The following is a 20,649-nucleotide window of genomic DNA, read 5'->3' as shown; positions in this document are numbered from 1 at the left end:
CCGTTTAAATTCTCGGTAAATTTAAATTAAATCGAATCGCTAATAAGCGTATGACAATCACCGTACCAACCGTAGCAATATCGACCCAACGACTTTCCACACCGGAGGCATAGAACAAGACAAAAATCACACCGCCAATAAGGCTTGCCGTAACATAAATTTCTTTTTGCAATACGATGGGGACTTCATTGCGTAAAATATCCCGAATAACTCCACCAAAACAGCCGGTCATTCCACCTAATGCAATAGCTATCAATGGGTGCAAACCGAAATCTAAACCTTTCTGTACGCCAATTACGGTAAATACACCTAAACCAATCGCATCAAAAATCAGCGACCCTGTTTGCCATTCTTTTTTGCTGATATTATTCTTAAAAACAGCCGTAAGAATAACTGCCAGAGCAATCATCAGTACATAAATCGGTTGTTTCATCCAAAATACAGGTGTGCTACCGATCATCACATCACGCAACGTACCGCCACCAACGCCAGTCACAAATGCCAAAATGAACATACCGAATATATCCATTTTATGCTGACGAGTCGCCATTGCCCCCGAAACAGCAAACACGATAGTACCGATCAAATCTTGAATAAATAAGAATGACCAAGGCAACGATGGTAATAGACTGTCAAATAAATTCGTCATTTGGTCACTCTAATCCCATTTTCTTCGCTTTAGCCCTAGCAATTGCCGCGCAACCGCCGCTTTGCGTGGGTCTTCCGCTTCTGTTGCCGTTGCAACTTCTTCAGTATTTTCAACCGCTTGCGCTGGTGATTCGTCGTACGCTTTTTTCGCTTTCGCTCTGGCTAACGCCGCCTCAACTGTCGCTTTACGTAGGTCTTCCGCTTCTGTTGCGGTTGCAACTTTTTCAGTATTTTCAACCGCTTGCGCTGGTGCTTGCTGTGCCGCTTTTTTCGCTTTCGCACGAGCTAACGCCGCCGCAACCGCCGCTTTACGTGGGTCTTCCGCTTCTGTTGCCGTTGCAACTTTTTCGGTATTTTCAACCGCTTGTCTCGCCGCTTGCTGTGCCGCTTTTTTCGCTTTTGCACGAGCTAACGCCGCCGCAACCGCCGCTTTACGTGGGTCTTCCGCTTCTGTTGCGGTTGCAACTTTTTCGGTATTTTCGACCGCTTGCGCTGGTGATTGCTGAGTCGCTTTTTTGCTCTTGCACGAGCTAACGCCGCCGCAACCGCCGCTTTGCGTGGGTCTTCCGCTTCTGTTGCCGTTGCAACTTCTTCAGTATTTTCAACCGCTTGCGCTGGTGCTTGCTGTGCCACTTTTTTCGCTTTTGCACGAGCTAACGCCGCCGCAACTGCCGCTTTCTTAGGATTGGTTTGCTTATCCTGTTGTACGGTATTGATTGATAAATTTTCGTCACCTGCATCAGTTACAGCCTCAGCTTGTTTTGCCAAACGTCTTGCTCTACGTTGTGCCATTAATTCGCTATTATCCGGCTCACCATTAGCTTTTGCGTGGACTGCTTCCACCTGTGTTTCGGTTTCTGCTTTTTTCGCTTTGATACGAGCGAGTCGTACGCCACCGGATCTTCTCCGGCAGAATTTGCGATTTCTTCTCGGCGTTTATCCGCCGCTTGTGCAATACGTGCAGTCCGAGCCTCTTTTTCTTTTTGTAAACGCGCTTCTCTCGCTTCAAAACGAATTTTCGCTTCTTCCGCTTTTTTCGCTTTTTCCTCAATTTCCGCTATTTTGGCTTTTTCTTGACGGAAATATTGAATCAACGGAATGTAACTCGGGCAAACATACGCACAAACACCACATTCGATACAAGCATCTAAATGATATTCCTTCGATTTATCATGATCATCCGAACGAGCAAACCAATAAAGTTGCTTCGCGGCAATAGGCTGACAGGACAAGCATCTGAGCAACTTGAACAGCGAATACAGCTACGTTCCGGCTCCGGCGGTGCATATTCAAAATGATCCGGGGCAATAATACAGTTTGCGGTTTTCGTAATCGGCGCTTGCAATGACGGTAAAATAAAACCGGTCATTGGTCCGCCTAAAAAGACTGGAAAACGGCTATCCGCCTGATAATCTACCTGCTCCAATAAATGTTGAATCGGCGTACCTAGTCTTGCCCACACGTTACCTTTATTGCGAATTTTATCGCCGGTTAATGTTACCACGCGTTCAATTAATGGTTCATCATCCATCACCGCACGTTTAACCGCAAATGCCGTACCGACATTGTGCATTACTATACCCATTTCAATGGTACGTTTGCCTTGAGGGATCTCTAAACCGGTTAAGACTTGTACCAGTTGATCACTTGCACCGGAGGGATAAATGGTCGGAATTACTCGTAGTGTAATATCGTTCGAACCCTTTAACGCTTTTTCTATCGCTTTAATCGCTTGCGGTTTATTATCCTCAATCGCTAATACCACTTCTTCCGGACGTAGCACATAACGCAAAATGCGAATCCCTTCGAGAAATTCGTGGGTATAATCCTGCATTAGACGATCATCACAAGTAATATAAGGCTCACACTCCGCCCCATTGATAATCAATACTTTGCAACGCTTATCCGCCAAACTGAGTTTTGAAGCGGTTGGGAACACCGCACCGCCTAAACCTGCGATACCGTATTGGTAAACTTTTTCGATAATTTGACCGCTTGTCAGCGTTAAGAAATCTTCAATCGGCTGACGCTCTATCCATTCATCTTTACCGTCTGTTTCAATAATCACGGTAATTTCAGGTAAGCCGGACGGATGTGCGGATACATAAGGCTCAATACCGATAACCGTTCCTGATGTCGGTGCATGCACTGGTAACTGGCGATAATTATCGCCTTTAGTGAGTGGCTGTCCTTTTAATACATGATCGCCAACCTTAACCAACAGCTCGCCTGCCCAACCTGAATGTTGTACTACCGGCACATAGAAAAATTTGGGTAAATGCAAACTGCGAATTGGCTTTTGATTCGATTGTTTTTTATTCTGCATCGGGTGAATACCGCCCGGAAAGTGCCATAGCTTACCGGATTGGTTTCCTTGGCGAATACGATCCAATACGTCTATCGCATTACTCATATTTACCTCCGCCAATTACCAGTTTTTTCTGTAAATCCGTTGTATTCACTACCGGAATCACTAAATTCTCATCAAATTGCCAATTCCATGTTCTCGTAGTCGTCTGCTGTTTAACCATTTCAATACAATTGGTCGGGCAAGGTGCAACACATAATTCACAACCTGTACATAAATCTGGAATAACCGTATGCATCGCTTTATTTGTACCGATAATCGCATCGACCGGACAGGCTTGAATACATTTAGTACAGCCAATACACATATCTTCGTGGATTAATGCCACCTTCACTTCTGGTTCTGCGACACCGTCCATTGCCGGTACTTCTACACCGAGCAGATCCGCAATTTTTACCACCAAAGGTTGACCGCCCGGCACACATTTCGTAATTTGATCGCCGTTAGCTATCGCTTCTGCATACGGCTTGCAACCGGGATAGCCACATTGGCCACACTGGCTTTGCGGTAACAATGAATCAATTCGTTCAACGATAGGATCGGCTTCAACTTTTAATTTAATTGACGAATAGCCTAAAATCGCACCAAAAATGAGGGCGATCACAGCAATAGCGATAATGATATAAACAATAATAGGAAATGCTAACATTAGATTTTTACCAAACCGGTGAAGCCCATAAAGGCAAGCGACATTAATCCCGCCGTAATTAAAGCGATTGAAGCCCCTTGAAACGGACGTGGCACATCCGCCGCTAAACGCTCACGTAATGCCGCAAATAAGACAAGTACAAGAGAAAAACCTAGTGCCGCACCAAACCCATAAAGTACCGATTCAACGAGATTATTCGCTAAATTCACATTTAATAACGCCACACCCAAAACCGCACAGTTAGTCGTGATTAACGGCAAATAAATCCCCAATAAGCGATATAAAGTCGGACTGGTTTTATGCACAATCATTTCTGTTAATTGCACAATGACTGCAATCACTAAAATAAATACGAGAGTGCGTAAAAATTGTGCTTCTAAAGGGATCAGCACATAAGTTTCAACCAAATATGCCGATAACGAAGCGACCGTAAGAACGAAGGTTGTCGCCATTCCCATACCGATTGCGGTTTCTACTTTTTTCGACACACCCATAAACGGACAAAGCCCTAAAAACTTCACAAGCACAAAGTTATTTATAAGTGCGGTACTAATAATTAACAGAATATAATCGACCATAGTATCCACAATAAAAAGACAAAATAAAAATAAGCGGTTGTTTTTATTTAAGATTTTGCAAAAATTTTACTCAATCCCACCGCTTATTCTTTAGAAATCATTTATAAAAATGGTGTCTATTATCCTGTTTTTTAGCCTTTCTCACAATAAAAAAGATTAGGTATATATTGTCTTCCTTACCACTCATTATGACGAATCTTACAAAATAGAATGTCAGAAAAATTTACAATCCGTTATCTGCTTTATTTTTCCATTAGTTAGAAAATTGCAAGTCTTCATCTAAAAATTTTTTGATTTTATTTTCCAAAAACAACAATTAGAATACACAATATCTTGTGCTTAATAACAAAACAAACACAACATATAGTAACAATTTTATAACAAATGGAAAAACTTAGATTCTGTTCCGAACAGATTGTTTGGCAAGAAGTACCGAATGAAACCTCTCTCGCCTTCTTAATTACCGGTTGCCCATTAGGCTGTAAAGGCTGTCATAGCACCGAGAGCTGGAAAGTCGGAAGCGGTCAAATTTTGACGAAAAATTACCTCGCCGATCAATTAAATAAATACCAAAGCTTAATCAGTCGCGTACTTTTTATGGGCGGCGAATGGCTACCCGAACAACTTATTCCGTTACTCAGCTACTGTAAACAGAAAGGTTTAAAAACCTGTCTTTATACTGGACTGGAGCAACATGAGCTTTCTGCAGAGCTACTTTCGCAATTAACCTACCTCAAGACAGGTCGATGGGTTGCAGAAAGAGGCGGTTTAAACCGTCTTACCACCAATCAACGTTTTATCGATTTACGCACTGGCGAAAATCTTAATCACTTATTTCTCAAAGGAGTTTAATCATTATGATCCGCTTAACGCCGAATCAAGTAACAGGAAAATTAGACTTTATTCATCATTATTTACACGCCAAAAATGCGACTGACGGCTCAAAAATGGACGCAAATGCCAATGTTACGCAAAAAAATATTGCGACCATGGAAAATGAAATGATGAAAGACTTCTTTGTGCAAATTAACCGTGCCAAAGTGAGTAACAAAATTGCAGAATTATTTGATGAAGAGCTTGCTGGCGAATACTTACGTCAAATTGAATCACACGAAATCTATGTACACGATGAAACTAGCCTCAAACCATATTGTGTTTCAGTAACAATGTACCCTTTCTTACGTGATGGCTTAACTAAATTAGGTGGCGAATCTAAAGCACCAAAACACCTCGCTTCGTTTTGTGGTTCGTTTGTGAATTTCGTGTTTGCAGTTAGCTCACAATTTGCCGGTGCTGTGGCAACCGTTGAATTTTTAACCTATTTTGACTATTTCGCCCGTAAAGATTTTGGTGATAACTATCTCGAAACCCACCGCAGTGAAATCGAAAATCATCTACAACAAGTGGTTTATAGTATTAATCAACCGGTCACGCTCGTGGTTACCAAAGCGTGTTCTGGAATATTTCACTTTATGATAAACACTATTTTGATGCGATGTTCGGTAATTTTGTGTTCCCTGATTTTGAACGCCCGAATTGGGAAACGACTGCCGCATTGCAAATTTTCTTTATGAAATGGTTTAACCAAGAACGTACTAAAGCGATTTTAACTTTCCCAGTAGTAACGGCGCAATGCTAACCGAAAATGGTAAATGCAAAGACAACGAATTTGCCGATCAAATGGCAGAAGAGCTTTCGCAAGGTAACTCATTTTTTATCTATCAATCCGATAATCCTGATTCACTCGCTTCTTGTTGCCGTTTACGTAATGAAATCTCGGATCACACCTTCTCTTATTCATTAGGTGCCGGCGGCGTGGCGACCGGTTCGATTAACGTCATTACCATCAATATGAACCGTTTAGTGCAAGATGGACGCAATTTAGAAGAAGAAGTTGGCAAAATTCATAAATATCAATACGCTTATCGTAAATTAATGGAAGAATATTTAGCCGCCGGAATGCTACCGGTTTATGACGCTGGATTTATTTCTTTGGATAAGCAATTCCTCACGATTGGTATTAATGGAATGGCGGAGGTCGCCGAATCACAAGGGCTAACAGTCGGTTATAACCCGGATTATATGCAGTTTGTACAAAGCCGTTTAAAAGTCATTTTTGATGCAAATCAGACCGCTTCCAAAAAATATGGTGTGAAATTCAATACCGAATTTGTACCGGCAGAAAATCTTGGCGTGAAAAATGCGAAATGGGATAAACAAGATGGCTATTTTGTGCCTCGTGATTGCTACAATTCCTATTTCTATGTGGTTGAAGACGAAAATACTAATGCTTTGGATAAATTCTTGCTCCACGGAAAAAAGCTAATTGAGTGGTTAGATGGCGGTTCTGCGTTACACCTCAACCTAGACGAAGCATTAACTCAAACGGGCTATCGCTCATTGCTTGATATTGCGGCAAAAAACCGGTCGCAACTATTTCTGTATTAACGTGAAAATCACCATTTGTAACGAATGTGCACACATTGATAAACGCACCTTATGCAGTTGTTCAAAATGCGGTTCGCAAAATATCGACTATGGCACACGAGTGATCGGCTACTTAAAACGCGTATCCGCCTTCAGCTCTGCCCGCCAAAAAGAACACAGCTTGCGTTTTTATCATAGAGAAGCGGCTTAATTCATAGAAGAAGCGGTCAAATTTTATTAAAAATTTGACCGCTTCTTCTATAGTATAGATTTAATACTTTCAGCAATACGTCTGATTACAGGAACAACAACACTATTACCAGCCTGTTTATATAAATTAGCATTACTAATTTTAGGTAAAACAAAATCTTTTGGATAACCTTGAAAATTAAAACATTCTCTAGGTGTTAATTTTCGAATTGTTGATGGTAATCCTTGTACATTTAGTAACGGTACATTATGCCCACCTGTTCCCATATTAGCAGTTAGAGTTGGACAGAGGTTATTCTTATTCTCTCGAACATACTGTCTTCTCCACTGATATAGCGTTTTAGCATCTTTAATGCTTTCGACTAAAGAATTAAAAAATGGTGTTTTGTTAGTATAGAAATATTTAGGCTCAATATTTTCTTCATTTTCTAGCATATCTTCAATTGTTTTCGTTAATTTTATCTTTTCAGGAAAATCAAATTTATCCGATAAAGCTTTATCTTTAAAACAAACAATATAAATACGCTCTCTATTTTGAGGAATATTTCCATATTCAGCCGCATTCATTACCTGATATTTAATATGATAACCATTTTTTATCAATGAATCTTTAATAATTGCGAATGTTCTACCATTATCGTGGCTTACTAAATTCTTCACATTTTCTAAAAAAATAATAGATGGCTGTTTTTCGATAAAAATTCTTTCTAATTCAAAAAATAAATCGCCTCGCCCTTTATCCTCAAATCCTTTTCTATATCCAGCAATAGAAAATGCTTGGCAGGGAAAACCCGCTAACATTACATCAAAATCAGGGATCTCATTTGCAGGTACATCTAAGATGCTACGATGATCCATAAAAATATTATGATTAGCCCTAAAAGTTTCTACTGCAAATTTATCAATTTCATTTGCATAAATAATTTCAAAGCCTGCTTGTTGAAAACCTAAATCAATTCCGCCAACACCTGCGAAAAAAGATGCACATTTCATTTATTTTTCCTCTGTTTTCTTATTTTTTGCAACCCAGCCTATTGCATCAGCTGGCGGATTCTCTGGATCTATCCAAATAAAATCAAGACCAATTCCTCGGCTTGTATCCTTAAATTTAATTAATCGAATACCATTAATACCAATTTCATTAAGTTTTTGAATTGTTAAAAGTTCTCTTTCTTGTAATTGAAATACTTCCCATAAAACCCATTTTCCAAGAATATCTTGATTATGAATAGATTGAATAGCTTTACCTAGATCTTGATTGATATATGCCTCAATAATATTTCCTGAAGCTAAAAACTCTAATTTAAATTTTCTTTGTTCTTTATCTAACGCTAATGTTTTTCCATTATTTTTGAATGTCCCAACCTTTTCTCCAAAAAAATCAGGTCTTTGATTATGAAATTCTTTAGAGTCTGGAATAGGAATATACATTTCTGTTGATGAACGGAAAACTAATTTTTCAATTCTCGTTAAAAGTTGCGTTTCTCCAGATCCTTCAACTAATTTAATTAAATTTTTTCTTAATGTTTTTCTTTTCTGAATATCAATCTTTTGTTGCGACCAGTCTTTTAATAGAATTTCATTTAACAGAGCTATTATATTACTTAAAATATTTTCAGGTAATTTGTCATAAAATTCGCTCTCTATTCTTTTAATTTCTAATTTTCTTTTATTTTTAGGTAGCTTAGTAGAACCATCAAAGGCATTAAACCCTGAACTTTCTTCTAACTCATATTTATTATTATAGATAACCCAAGATACTGAATCTGAAAATAATTCTTCTGTATCAATATAATTATGAAGATTTTCAAATACAGAAAAAGGGTTCTTTATATACTTAACATTCCAAGACTCTTTAACGATATTTTTGTTATCAAAGGTCATTAATAGCTGACTGTCTGCAGATGTATATTTATAAGTATGATTTTCATCTCTAAATTTGAAATTAGTAGGATTCCCAGCTGTGGTTGAACCAAGGACTTCTAAATTATCTATGTTGATTGGTAAATATGAAGCCTCACCAACATAAATTGTAGGTTCTTTCCCTTTTTTAGATGTCATTAATACGTGATAAACAGCTTTAACATCAATACTTTCTCCATTAAACCCTCTAATTTGGGCTTTTGATGATGCAATTCGATTATTTCTTAAACTCGCAATTTTTAATGCCAATTCCCTATACAGATCTTTATTAAGTGAATCAGCTTCTTCTTTTTCTCTGCCCTTTGCATTCACTTTAATTTTTTCAAATAATGCAGTCCATTCATCAGACACACTCACACTTTTAAATTGTGCAATTTTCTGATCGCCAGATTCGTAACCGAAAGATTTAATACCTACTAAATACTTTTCTCCATTAGATAATTTTACGGACGCATCATAAGATGTATTTGCAATATCTTCACTTATCGCATTAAAAGATTTTTGAAACGCAGTCTCTTGAAATTTCGAATTTACAATAGGTGCAACAATTTCATTTTTAGCATCTTCTACTTTTTGTGAAAATGCTTCACTTAAACTAGCAAAATTTGTGATTAATGTTTGATATCTCTCTTTCTGCTCGGTAGGTAATGAAGACCACATACTTTTTCCCACTATAAAATTTTAGATTAGTATATCAAGAAATATTGTATAAAAACACATGCCATTCTAATTAAGAAATATAAAATAGCTACTCAGATCGTGTAATTACATTCGTTCTCACATCAAACACATCCATTCCGCCGGCAAGGGCGGCTTGGATGCCGAGATCAGCATCTTCAAATACCAGACAATGTTTAGGCTCTACCCTCAAACGCTCAGCACAGAGTAAAAAGGTTTCTGGTGACGGCTTATGTTGTTTCACATCGTCCGCATCGACAATCGTGTTGAAATACGGGCGTAGGTTAAATTTACCGAGTAATTTATACGCCTGCACACGGTGAGCGCCTGTACCGACCGCTAACGGCTTTTTGCCCGAATAGTGTTGGATAATCTCAAATGCCGGTAGCAACGAGGAATGTTCGTAAGTGAGATCCATCGCAATTTTACGTTTCATCTGTACCACTTCTTCCAAAAGCTCCATTGGCATATTCGCACGCCGCATAATTTCACGCCCAATGGTGTAAGTGGTTGCACCGCCTAGCTCGTACATTACCGAGCTATCCACTTGATAACCAAAATGTTCGCCGGTAATTTCCCATGCTTTTGCGTGGCTTGGCATCGTATCAATAATAGTGCCGTCCATATCAAAGATAAGAGCCTGATACTGTTCCAAAATTTCTGCACTGACTAACATCGCTTTCTCCTAAATACGTTCTTTAATACCGCCAAATTCCTCAATCATTTTTTGAGTAAATAATTTAAGTTCTTCGGTCATTAACAAGAAATCCGCATCAAAACGTTGGGCGATATCTTCCTTTAAAATATCGTCATTTTTCTCACGCACTTCATCGGCAAATTTAACACGGGAAAGGGTTGCATCTTCATTCAATACGCACGAGAAATGGTTCTCCCAATCAATTGCAAGTTTGGTAACAAATTTGCCCGCTTGTAAATGTTGGGCAATCTCTTCGCTTTCCAGATCTTGGCGTTTGCAACGGATCACGCTGTCTGTATCAAAGGATTTTAACTCGGCTTCTTCCAATAAATTCAACCAATTCGGCGTATGTCCTTTGGCAATCCAGTTCGTCATCACTTCACTCGGCAATAAAGCAAATGACATTGGCACAACAGGTAGCGATCCTAATGTTTTACGCAATAATGCGAGCGTATCTTCCGCTCGTTTGCTTGAACCGGCATCGACATAAACTAACTGGGCATCTAAATCCAACCAAATTGCGGTAAATTGATGTTTACTAAATGCTCGAGGCAACAACATTGCCACCACATCATCTTTGATCGCCTGTTTTTCGGTTTTCTTGAGCTTACGGGCTTCTTTTTCTTCTAAAACGGCAATACGTTCTTCCGTTTCTTTTTTAACCACATTCGCCGGTAACAGCTTATCTTCTTTATGTGAAACCAATAAAAACTGTTTGCCCTGTGAGAAATGTAATAATTCCGACCCGGAAAGCGGACTCGACCAACCGAATTTACTCATATCGCTTTGCGAACAAGGGCTAAATTTAGTTTGTTGAAGTTGCTCCTCCAAAGAATGACTTTCCAACGAAAGCATCGAAGTCAGGCGATAAATCATGACATTTTTGAACCAGAACATTTTTAAGGATCCTTTTAGGGTGTTAGAATGGGTAAAATTCTAACAGATTTCTCTTTTTGGCTCTAATCAAATCTCCCCCCTCTTTTCTAAAGAGGGAAAATTATCAGGCAGATTGGATAACAGCTCCCCTCTTTTGCAAAGAGGGGGAGGGGGAGATTTTTATGAGGTAAAAATGAATCATCAAAAACTTGCCTTTATCGGCACCGGCAATATGGCATACGCCATCATTCAAGGCTTACTCAGAAGCCATTATCCTGCCTCGCAAATCATCGCTTGCAATAAAAGCAATTTAGCTCGCCGAGCGGAATTACAAGCGGTCGGAATTGCCACAAATTTTACCAATCGTGCGGCGGTTGAACAGGCGGAAGTCGTTGTGTTAGCAGTCAAACCACAACTGATGGCGGAAGTTTGTGGCGAATTTGCTAACGTAGATTTTTCGAATAAGACCGTGATTTCTGTCGCAAAGAGGGGATTTCAGTAGCTCGTTTAGAACAGCTTTTACCGAGTGCAAAAAATATCATCCGCACCATGCCGAATACGCCCTCGCTGATTGGCGAAGGAATGACCGGGTTATTTGCAAAAAAATCGGTAAATTCAACCGCTTGCCAATTTGCAGAGAGCTTGATGGCGCGGTCGGAAAATGCTATTGGGTTGAGCAAGAGCAACAAATCAATCATATTATTGCAGTGACCGGTTCCAGCCCTGCCTATTTCTTCCGTTTTATGGAAGCAATGCAACAAAGTGCAATACAAATGGGATTTAGCGAAGCTGATGCACGTTTACTAGTGCAACAAGCGGCGTTAGGCGCAAGCAAAATTAGTCGAAGCAAATCCGAGTACTTCGCTTGCCACACTACGAGAGAACGTTACATCAAAAGGCGGAACCACAGCTCAAGCCTTAGCAGTATTTGAACAGCAATCATTAGTAAAAACAGTTGATCAAGCGATGTGGGCGACCATTCACCGAGCAGAAGAAATGGAGCAACAGTTATGATAAGGCCTACTCCTTTCCAGTGGTCGGCATTTAACTTTTTCGGTTTCTTTTGTGCTTTCGGCGTATTCTTACCATTTATGCCAGTATGGTTAAAACATCATGGCTATAGCACCGAGATGATCGGTTTACTCGCCTCATTCGGCTATCTATTCCGTTTTGCCGGCGGAATGCTGTCATCACAACAGGTTAAATCGTCCAATCAATTAATTCCAACCGCACGTGTGCTCACGTTATTAAATCTGATTGCGATTATTCTCATTGTGTGGTCGGTAGATTCTATTTGGTTGTTATTCCCTGCGTTGATGCTTTTCCATATTTTTAACGCCGGTGCAATGCCTATCGGTGACAGCATCGCTTCGCTTTGGCAACAACAAGTCGGCATTGATTACGGCAAAGCCCGTTTATTTGGCTCAATCGCTTTTGTAGTTGGTTCATTGAGTACAGGCTATTTAAGCGGCTGGCTGGGAGAAGACTCGATTATTTGGATTATGTTCGGTTTCTTTATCTTATTAGGTTGTGGGCAATTACTTACACCTAAAGTTAGCTTTGAAAATCAACAAGATAAGAAATCTTCATCAAACCTCAGCTATTGGCAAATTCTTAAAGAACCAACTACATTACGAATGATGCTAGCGATTTCGTTAATTCTTGGTTCACACGTCGCTTACTATATTTATAGTACGATTCATTGGTCAGCGACCGGTATTTCCACCCAAACCAGCGACTTGTTATGGGGCTTTGCGGTATGTGCCGAAATTTTATTTTTCTTATTTTCTAACCGTTTATTTAAATCGTGGCGTATTTCTCACTTAATGATCATTGCAAGTGTGATTGCGATTATTCGCTGGTCAATTTTAGCGTCAACCACTGAAATTAGCTTATTAGCGATCTCACAAACATTTCACGCCATCACGTTTGGTATGGCACACTATGCAATGATTCGCTATATTTCTGCTCAAGCTCCAGAAAAAATCACTAAATTACAGGGCTTATATTTTGCGTTATCGAATTGTGGGTTTACCGCAATCTTTACCTTTATATCAGGCATGCTATATCAAGATAATCCAAATTTTGTCTTCTGGTTGATGGCGATTATCGTTATACCGGCCATTTTAATCGTACCGAAAAAATTTAATGCCACATTGCGTTAATCAAAAAATAAGCGGTCATTTTTTGCTAAAAATTAACAAGAAATGACCGCTATTTATTGTAAATAATGACTTACTTTAATTGCTCTTCAATGACTCCACCACCTAAGCAAACCTCACCTTGATAGAAGACCGCTGATTGTCCCGGTGTCACCGCAATTTGCGGTTCATCAAAGATCACTCGAATCGTATCATTATCCATCGGCTGAATTTCACACGCGATATCCGTTTGACGATAACGCGTTTTTACCGTACAACGTACATTTTCACGAATCGGCTGACGGTCCACCCAGTGTAACTGAGTTGCGATTAAACCGCTTGAAAGTAATGCCGAATTATCATGACCTTGCGCCACAACTAACACATTATTAATCAGGTCTTTTTCGACTACATAAAACGGATCTTCACTCAAGCCTTTCACGCCGCCAATCCCTAAACCTTTACGCTGACCGAGGGTGTGATACATTAAACCGTCATGGCGACCGACAACTTTACCGTCCACCGTTCTGATCTCACCCGGTTGTGCCGGTAAATAACGTGCTAAGAAATCTTTAAATTTACGTTCACCGATAAAGCAAATACCGGTCGAATCTTTTTTCTTCGCTGTCGCTAAGCCAAGATCTTCAGCAATTTGACGGACAATCGGTTTCTCAATATCACCTACAGGGAATAGGCTCTGCCCGACTTGCTTATGGCTTAGTGTGTAAAGGAAATAACTTTGATCTTTATTTGCATCTAAACCACGTAATAATTGAGCATTATTATCATCGCCGCTACGGCGTACATAATGACCGGTCGCAATATAATCCGCACCTAAATCTTCCGCCGCATATTCTAAAAAGGCTTTAAATTTGATTTCTTTATTACAAAGAATATCCGGATTCGGTGTACGACCCGCTTTATATTCGTTTAAGAAATGCTCGAAGACATTATCCCAATACTCTGCCGCAAAGTTGATTTTGTGCAGTTTCATACCTAGTTTATCCGCCACCGCTTGAGCATCGGCTAAATCTGCCGCGCGGTACAATAATCAGTATCATCGTCTTCTTCCCAGTTTTTCATAAACAGGCCTTCAACTTGATAACCTTGTTGTTGCAGAATAAAAGCGGATACTGATGAATCTACGCCACCGGACATTCCAATAATCACTTTCTTTTTCGCATTCTCCGCTAATTGCTCAGCGGTTAATTTAGCAAAGTGAGTATCATAAGTTTTTGAGCTAAGTTGAGTTTGATTTGTCATAATTCTCCCGTAACTTCGGTTAAGGCGAAGCACATTGGTTAATATTAAATAAAATACAAGCGGTGAAAAAATCAAAAATTTTTGCTTTTCACCGCTTGCTATGAATCTCCCTAACCCCTCTTTGCAAAAGAGGGGGACTATAACTGAACATAAATAGATAACAAAGCTATCATCAATTAAAAGAAAACGCCCCTCTTTAATAAAGAGGGGATGGGGGAGATTTTAAAATTATTTTACTTCATAAAATTGCGGTTCTTTACTAAAGCGTGCCACTTCTTCAGGATCAGCCGTACCGTCTGCCATTTTAGCTTTCAGATTGTCGCAAGGCTCTTCGCAGTCACACATTTTTTTCATACCTAATGCGGTAATACCGCCACAGTCGCCTTTGATTGTTTTTCCTTTTACGATAAAACCAATCGACATTGCAAAAATCACGGCGATAAAAAAGCCGAAAGTAATTAATAATGTTTCCATTGTTTACTCCAATTATTTTTGGTTAATTAATTTTTCAAATTCGCTCGACATTTTTGTTTCAAATGTCTCGCTATTCTTGATGATCAGGAAAACCGCCAACTTTTCACGTTCAGCGACTTCAAGTGCTTTTTCCGGTCCTAACACGAATAAACCGGTTGATAAACCGTCCGCTGTCATTGTAGTCGGGGCAAATACAGTAATCGAAGCTAATTTATGGCTAACCGGACGTAATTCTTTCGGATTGATAATATGTGAAAGGCGATTACCTTGTTCGTCTTCGAAATAATTGCGATAATTACCAGAAGTCGCCATACCTAGATTGTGTAACGGTACGGTAATCTGTCCGCCTGCCCTTGTGCTAGTGTTGGTCGCTCAATCGCAATACGCCAATCAACACCCTGTAAATTTTTCCCTTTACCTCGCAACTCACCACCGATTTCCACCAAATAATTGGCTAAACCGAGGCTTTCCAAATGTTCCGCCAATTTATCTACACCAAAACCTTTTGCGATCGAAGAAAGATCTAAATAAAGGTTTGGTACTGATTTCATCAATACGTTATCGCTTACGCTTAATTTCTCAATTCCGACACTCGAGGCAAACTCGGCAATCTGTCTTGCACTCGGTGCCTTATTTAAGCGTTTATCCGGACCAAATCCCCATAAATTTACTAGCTTACCAACCGTGACATCTAATGCCCCTTCGGTTACCTTATTTAATCGGATAGCTTCACGCACAACTTTAGCAAAATCCGGTGAAATTTGTACCGCTTTATCTGCTTCTTGCATCGCATTAAAGCGACTGATCTGCGAATCCGGTTGATAAGTGGACATTTCATTATTCACTTGCTTAAGCAGAGTGTCTAACGTCTTTTGTACTTCCTCCGATTTGGGAAGATTTTGTAACTTACCGTCATCAATATATTTAACCGTATAAGTTGTACCCATTGTTTTACCTTGTAAGGTAACCTGCTCCGGAGCTTTGTTACAAGCGGTTAAAAAAATTGCCGATATTGCAAAAATTAAAATAGATTTAAGTTTCAAATTAAACCTCTTTATTTTGGTACGTAAGATTTTTAAACAAGTCAATCTGCTCGCCCTTATAAATTAAAATTACTATTGAAAAAGACTGCACTAGCAAACTTTTTCACTAACAATTTAAAGCACTTCAAGCGGTGTAATTTACAAAAGACTTTGCAAATTACACCGCTTGTAAATCAGGGAGAATTTACCCCCTGTGTTCTATTTGGTATTAACCACCAAAATCATCTAATAAGATGTTTTCGTCCTCAACACCTAAGCTCTTCAGCATACCGATTACCGCCGCATTCATTACTGGTGGACCACACATATAGTATTCACAGTCTTCCGGTGCTTCATGATTTTTCAGATAGTTTTCATAAAGTACGTTGTGAATAAAGCCTGTGTAACCTGTCCAGTTATCTTCCGGTAACGCATCTGAAAGTGCTACATGCCATACGAAGTTATCGTTTTCAGTCGCTAATTGGTCAAAGTCTTCTTGATAGAAGATTTCACGTTTAGAACGAGCACCATACCAGAATGACATTTTACGTTTAGATTTTAAACGTTTTAATTGGTCAAAGATATGTGAACGCATTGGTGCCATACCAGCACCACCACCGATAAATACCATTTCATTGTCGGTTTCTTTCGCAAAGAATTCACCGAACGGACCAGAAATCGTTACTTTATCACCCGGTTTTAATGACCAAATATATGAAGACATTTGACCCGGTGGAACATCTGGGTTACGTGGTGGAGGCGTTGCAATACGCACATTTAGCATAATGATGCCTTTCTCTTCCGGATATGAAGCCATTGAGTAAGCACGAATAATATGCTCATCTACTTTTGACACATAACGCCATAAGTTAAATTTATCCCAGTCTTCGTGATACTCTTTCGGAATATCGAAGTCTTTATAGTTAACTGTATGAGGTTCCGCTTCAATTTGGATATAACCACCCGCACGGAAAGGTACTTCTTCACCTTCAGGAATTTGAAGTTTAAGCTCTTTGATGAAGGTTGCTTTGTTATCGTTAGAAATAACGGTACATTCCCATTTTTTCACACCAAAGATTTCTTCCGGAAGTTCAACATCCATTGAAGATTTTACGTTTACCTGACACGCTAAACGCCAACCTTCTTTCGCTTCTTTCTTCGAAATGTGCGATAACTCGGTTGGAAGAATTTCACCGCCGCCAGATTTTACTTGTACTTTACATTGACCGCATGAGCCGCCACAAGCTGATGATACGAAAATACCTTTGCTCGCTAAAGCACCAAGTAATTTACCACCCGCCGGAAGCGTAATGCCTTTTTCCGGATCGTTGTTGATTGAGATGGTAATATCACCTGAATCGACTAATTTTGATTTAGCGAAAAGAATGATCACCGCAAGCACTAATACAAGAGCAGTAAATGCGATAATACCGAAAATAAAATTACTATCCACGATATGCTCCTTATAATTGAATGCCTGAGAATGACATGAAGCCTAACGCCATTAAGCCAACAGTGATAAAGGTAATACCTAAACCACGTAAACCTGCCGGAACATCAGAATATTTCATTTTTTCAGTTAAACCTGCAAGCGCAACGATTGCTAACATCCACCCCGTACCGGCACCGATACCATAAACCACAGATTCCGTGAAGTTGTATTCACGTTGAACCATGAATGATACACCACCGAAGATTGCACAGTTTACGGTAATCAACGGTAAGAAGATACCTAATGCGCTATATAATGCAGGGAAGAACTTATCCAAAATCATTTCTAAGATTTGAACAAGTGTTGCAATCACACCGATGAACGTGATGAAGTTTAAGAAACTTAAATCCACACCTTCAACAAGTGCGCCGTCTTTTAATACGTGTGTATAAACTAATTGGTTAGCCGGTACCGCAATACCTAATACTACGATTACCGCAATACCTAAACCAAAAGCAGTTGAAACTTTCTTAGACACCGCAAGGAATGTACACATACCAAGGAAGAAAGAAAGTGCCATATTCTCAATGAATACAGACTTAACAAATAGACTTAAATAATGTTCCATCTTATTTCTCCACTTGCTCTGGTTTCCAGGTACGAATTCCCCAAATCACAAAACCGATAATGAAGAACGCACTTGGCGCTAATAAGAATAAACCGTTTGCTTGATACCAACCGCCGTTTTGAACAGTTTCTAATACGGTAATACCGAAGATTTTACCTGAACCGATTAATTCACGGAAAAATGCCACGATGATTAACATCGCACCGTAACCTAAACCGTTACCAATACCGTCAACGAAACTTTCTACCGGACCTGATTTCATTGCAAATGCTTCAGCACGACCCATTACGATACAGTTAGTAATGATAAGACCTACGAATACAGAAAGCTGTTTCGATAAGTCATATGCATACGCACGTAAAATTTGGTCAACTAAGATTACAAGTGATGCAATGATAGCCATTTGTACAATGATACGAATACTATTAGGAATAAAGTTACGAATCATTGAAATAAACATACTAGAGAAAGCAGTAACTAAACTTACTGCAATCGCCATTACTACCGCAGTTTGTAACTGAGTAGTTACCGCTAATGCAGAACAGATACCTAAGATCTGTAATGCAATCGGGTTGTTATCCGCGATTGGAGATAACAATAACTTTTTAAGATTGTTACTCGCCATTAGTTAGCTCCCATTGTCGCTTTGAATTTCGCTAAATATGGACCGAAACCGTTAGCACCGAACCAATATTTGAATGAGCCGTCAACACCGTTTGAAGTTAATGTTGCACCAGATAAGCCGTCAATACCGTGATCTTTATCTGCTGAAGCACCTTTACCAACGGTTAATGCCACTTCATTGTTTGCGTTGAATAATTTCTTACCTACAAAGTTTTTCTGCCAGTTAGGGTTAGCGATTTCGCCGCCAAGACCCGCAGTTTCACCTTGTTCATAGTAAGTAATACCATTTACGGTATTCGCATCAGGTTGAACCGCAACAAAGCCGTACATAATTGACCATAAACCGTTACCGTACATAGGAAGTACGACTTGGCTTACTTTACCCGCTTCGTCTTTTACTAAATAAACTTCCGCATATTTAGCGCGTACTTTGATATTTGCTTTATCATCAGCCGGATTGATCGCTACATTTTGTGCAGGATCTTTCGTCACGCTTTCGCATCAAAGTTTGTTACACCTTCAACGTAATCACCGCTTGCTAAATCAACAATTTTCGGCTCAATGAATTTAGCGTAGGTTTCTTGCACGTTAGTATTTTCTTGCATTAAACCTGCCGCTTGTAAGATGTTTTTTTGTTTATCAAGCACTTTCTGAATATCTTGCGTAGGTTTAAGCAATACTGCCGCACCCGCTACAATAAGAGAACAGATTAAACTTAATAACACAACAACGGTTAAAGTACCGCTTACGCTATCTTTATTAAATTTAGCCATTTTTATGCCGCCTTCGCTTTTCTACGTTTGATGTTGCCTTGAACGACTAAATAGTCGAAGATCGGAGCAAATAAGTTAGCGAATAAAATTGCTAACATCATACCTTCCGGATATGCCGGGTTTGCTACACGGATAACAACACACATCACACCGATTAACGCACCGTACCACCATTTACCTTTATTAGTAAATGCCGCTGATACAGGGTCTGTTGCCATAAAGAACATACCTAATGCGAAACCACCTAACACTAAGTGCCAATGCCATGGCATTGAGAATAGAGGGTTTGTGTTTGAACCGATTAGATTAAATACAGTCGCAGTCGCGACCATACCAACCATTACACCGGCAATAATTCGCCATGAAGCAATGCGAGTGAATACGATAATTGCGGCACCAATGATTAACATAAGTGTTGAAACTTCACCGATTGTTCCTGGAATATTACCTAAGAAGGCATCCATCCAAGTAATTTCTTGACCGGTTACAACGTGTTTTAACGCACCTTGTCCGCCTTGTGCCCATTGTGAAAGTGCTGTCGCACCAGAGAATCCGTCTCTTGCCGTCCACACTAAATCACCAGAAATTTGACCTGGATATGCAAAGAATAAAAACGCACGACCCGCTAATGCCGGGTTCATAAAGTTTTTACCTACGCCACCGAATACCTCTTTTGCAACCACAACACCGAATGTTGCGACAAGTCTTGCTTGCCATAATGGTAATGTTGGAGGAACAATTAATGCTAATAAAATAGAAGTAACGAAGAAACCTTCATTAATTTCATGTTTACGCACCATTGCAAATACAACTTCCCAGAAACCACCTACTAAGAAAATCGTTAAGTAGATTGGAAGGAAATAAGTTGCACCAAGGAACATTTTACTGCCCCAACCTGCATCAGCGGTTAAGGTTGCGCCTAACGCATCAGCAAAGCCATAATGCCAGTTATTTGCAATCGTATCGGCTAATGTACCTAAATGATTCGTAGCTAATAATGCTTGATGACCAACGTTATACATCCCCCAGAACATTGCTGGGAATAATGCTAACCATACGATAATCATCATACGTTTAGAATCTAACGCATCACGTACGTGTGAATCTTTACGAGTTACCGTACCCGGTGTATAAAGAATGGTATATGTTGCTTCAAAAAGCGTATACCATTTCTCATATTTTCCACCTTTGTGAAACGCAGGTTCCATCTTTTCAAAAAGATTTTTTAAACCCATTTT

14 protein-coding genes and 6 pseudogenes are annotated in these 20,649 nt (G+C 39.6%); 4 read left to right on the top strand and 16 right to left on the bottom strand.

Translation table 11 applies throughout. The features are described from left to right. Window positions 1–4: 4 nt before the first annotated feature. The 4 genes and pseudogenes from NYR89_RS00680 to rsxA all read right to left on the bottom strand — a co-directional run bounded on the left by NYR89_RS00680 (window position 5) and on the right by rsxA (window position 4,243). Window positions 5–649: a trimeric intracellular cation channel family protein gene (locus tag NYR89_RS00680; RefSeq protein ID WP_279445912.1), complete on the bottom strand. Its 645-nt coding sequence runs from the start codon at window positions 647–649 to the stop codon at window positions 5–7. A 4-nt stretch (window positions 650–653) separates the two neighbouring features. Next, a pseudogene (rsxC, locus tag NYR89_RS00675) lies at window positions 654–3,061 on the bottom strand (electron transport complex subunit RsxC). Continuing rightward, entirely contained in the window at window positions 3,054–3,665 is a 612-nt protein-coding gene (rsxB, locus tag NYR89_RS00670) for an electron transport complex subunit RsxB (RefSeq protein WP_279445911.1), read from the bottom strand. Before rsxB ends, rsxC begins: the two are co-directional and overlap by 8 nt. Continuing rightward, complete coding sequence (gene rsxA / locus NYR89_RS00665; protein ID WP_279445910.1) at window positions 3,665–4,243, bottom strand: electron transport complex subunit RsxA; 579 nt, start codon at window positions 4,241–4,243, stop codon at window positions 3,665–3,667. The genes rsxB and rsxA overlap by 1 nt, the downstream gene beginning before the upstream one ends. Before the next feature lie 384 nt (window positions 4,244–4,627). Between rsxA and nrdG the strand changes: the two genes are divergently transcribed. Both nrdG and nrdD read left to right on the top strand, forming a co-directional pair. Next, entirely contained in the window at window positions 4,628–5,095 is a 468-nt protein-coding gene (nrdG, locus tag NYR89_RS00660) for an anaerobic ribonucleoside-triphosphate reductase activating protein (protein ID WP_279445909.1), read from the top strand. Between the two features lie 5 nt (window positions 5,096–5,100). Next, a pseudogene (gene nrdD / locus NYR89_RS00655) lies at window positions 5,101–6,881 on the top strand (anaerobic ribonucleoside-triphosphate reductase). Between the two features lie 47 nt (window positions 6,882–6,928). Here nrdD and NYR89_RS00650 read toward each other — a convergent pair. The 4 genes from NYR89_RS00650 to rdgC all read right to left on the bottom strand — a co-directional run bounded on the left by NYR89_RS00650 (window position 6,929) and on the right by rdgC (window position 11,075). Further along, entirely contained in the window at window positions 6,929–7,873 is a 945-nt protein-coding gene (locus NYR89_RS00650; RefSeq protein ID WP_279445908.1) for a DNA cytosine methyltransferase, read from the bottom strand. Beyond that, window positions 7,874–9,463 carry a hypothetical protein gene (locus tag NYR89_RS00645; RefSeq protein ID WP_279445907.1) on the bottom strand — a complete coding sequence of 530 codons (1,590 nt, stop codon included), beginning with the start codon at window positions 9,461–9,463 and terminating at the stop codon, window positions 7,874–7,876. It lies immediately after the preceding gene. An 88-nt stretch (window positions 9,464–9,551) separates the two neighbouring features. Continuing rightward, complete coding sequence (locus tag NYR89_RS00640) at window positions 9,552–10,157, bottom strand: beta-phosphoglucomutase family hydrolase (RefSeq protein WP_279445906.1); 606 nt, start codon at window positions 10,155–10,157, stop codon at window positions 9,552–9,554. Window positions 10,158–10,166: 9 nt separating this feature from the next. After that, entirely contained in the window at window positions 10,167–11,075 is a 909-nt protein-coding gene (rdgC, locus tag NYR89_RS00635) for a recombination-associated protein RdgC (RefSeq protein ID WP_279445905.1), read from the bottom strand. 172 nt (window positions 11,076–11,247) lie between these two features. Between rdgC and proC the strand changes: the two are divergent. Together proC and NYR89_RS00625 are read left to right on the top strand one after the other, a co-directional pair. Continuing rightward, window positions 11,248–12,068: pseudogene (gene proC / locus NYR89_RS00630) on the top strand (pyrroline-5-carboxylate reductase). Continuing rightward, a complete protein-coding gene (locus NYR89_RS00625) occupies window positions 12,065–13,219 on the top strand; it encodes a 3-phenylpropionate MFS transporter (RefSeq protein WP_279445904.1) in 1,155 nt (384 codons plus the stop codon). The pseudogene proC and the gene NYR89_RS00625 overlap by 4 nt, the downstream one beginning before the upstream one ends. 70 nt (window positions 13,220–13,289) lie before the next feature. Here NYR89_RS00625 and mnmA read toward each other — a convergent pair. The 8 genes and pseudogenes from mnmA to NYR89_RS00585 form a co-directional block, all read right to left on the bottom strand. Then, window positions 13,290–14,458: pseudogene (mnmA, locus tag NYR89_RS00620) on the bottom strand (tRNA 2-thiouridine(34) synthase MnmA). Window positions 14,459–14,686: 228 nt separating this feature from the next. Then, entirely contained in the window at window positions 14,687–14,932 is a 246-nt protein-coding gene (gene nqrM, locus NYR89_RS00615; protein WP_279445903.1) for a (Na+)-NQR maturation NqrM, read from the bottom strand. Window positions 14,933–14,944: 12 nt separating this feature from the next. Beyond that, window positions 14,945–15,975, bottom strand: a pseudogene (locus tag NYR89_RS00610) (FAD:protein FMN transferase). A gap of 208 nt (window positions 15,976–16,183) precedes the next feature. Continuing rightward, window positions 16,184–17,407: an NADH:ubiquinone reductase (Na(+)-transporting) subunit F gene (gene nqrF / locus NYR89_RS00605; RefSeq protein ID WP_279445902.1), complete on the bottom strand. Its 1,224-nt coding sequence runs from the start codon at window positions 17,405–17,407 to the stop codon at window positions 16,184–16,186. Between the two features lie 10 nt (window positions 17,408–17,417). Further along, window positions 17,418–18,014: an NADH:ubiquinone reductase (Na(+)-transporting) subunit E gene (gene nqrE / locus NYR89_RS00600; protein WP_279445901.1), complete on the bottom strand. Its 597-nt coding sequence runs from the start codon at window positions 18,012–18,014 to the stop codon at window positions 17,418–17,420. 1 nt (window position 18,015) lies between these two features. Beyond that, window positions 18,016–18,639: an NADH:ubiquinone reductase (Na(+)-transporting) subunit D gene (locus tag NYR89_RS00595; RefSeq protein WP_005624087.1), complete on the bottom strand. Its 624-nt coding sequence runs from the start codon at window positions 18,637–18,639 to the stop codon at window positions 18,016–18,018. Beyond that, window positions 18,639–19,411, bottom strand: a pseudogene (locus NYR89_RS00590) (Na(+)-translocating NADH-quinone reductase subunit C). Before NYR89_RS00590 ends, NYR89_RS00595 begins: the two are co-directional and overlap by 1 nt. Before the next feature lie 2 nt (window positions 19,412–19,413). Beyond that, window positions 19,414–20,646, bottom strand: coding sequence for an NADH:ubiquinone reductase (Na(+)-transporting) subunit B (locus tag NYR89_RS00585; protein ID WP_279445900.1), 1,233 nt, complete (start codon window positions 20,644–20,646; stop codon window positions 19,414–19,416). Window positions 20,647–20,649 lie beyond the last annotated feature (3 nt).

Source organism: Actinobacillus arthritidis (genome assembly GCF_029774155.1).
GTDB classification, from domain to species: Bacteria; Pseudomonadota; Gammaproteobacteria; order Enterobacterales; family Pasteurellaceae; genus Actinobacillus; species Actinobacillus arthritidis.
This window is presented reverse-complemented; position numbering and strand designations above follow the sequence as displayed.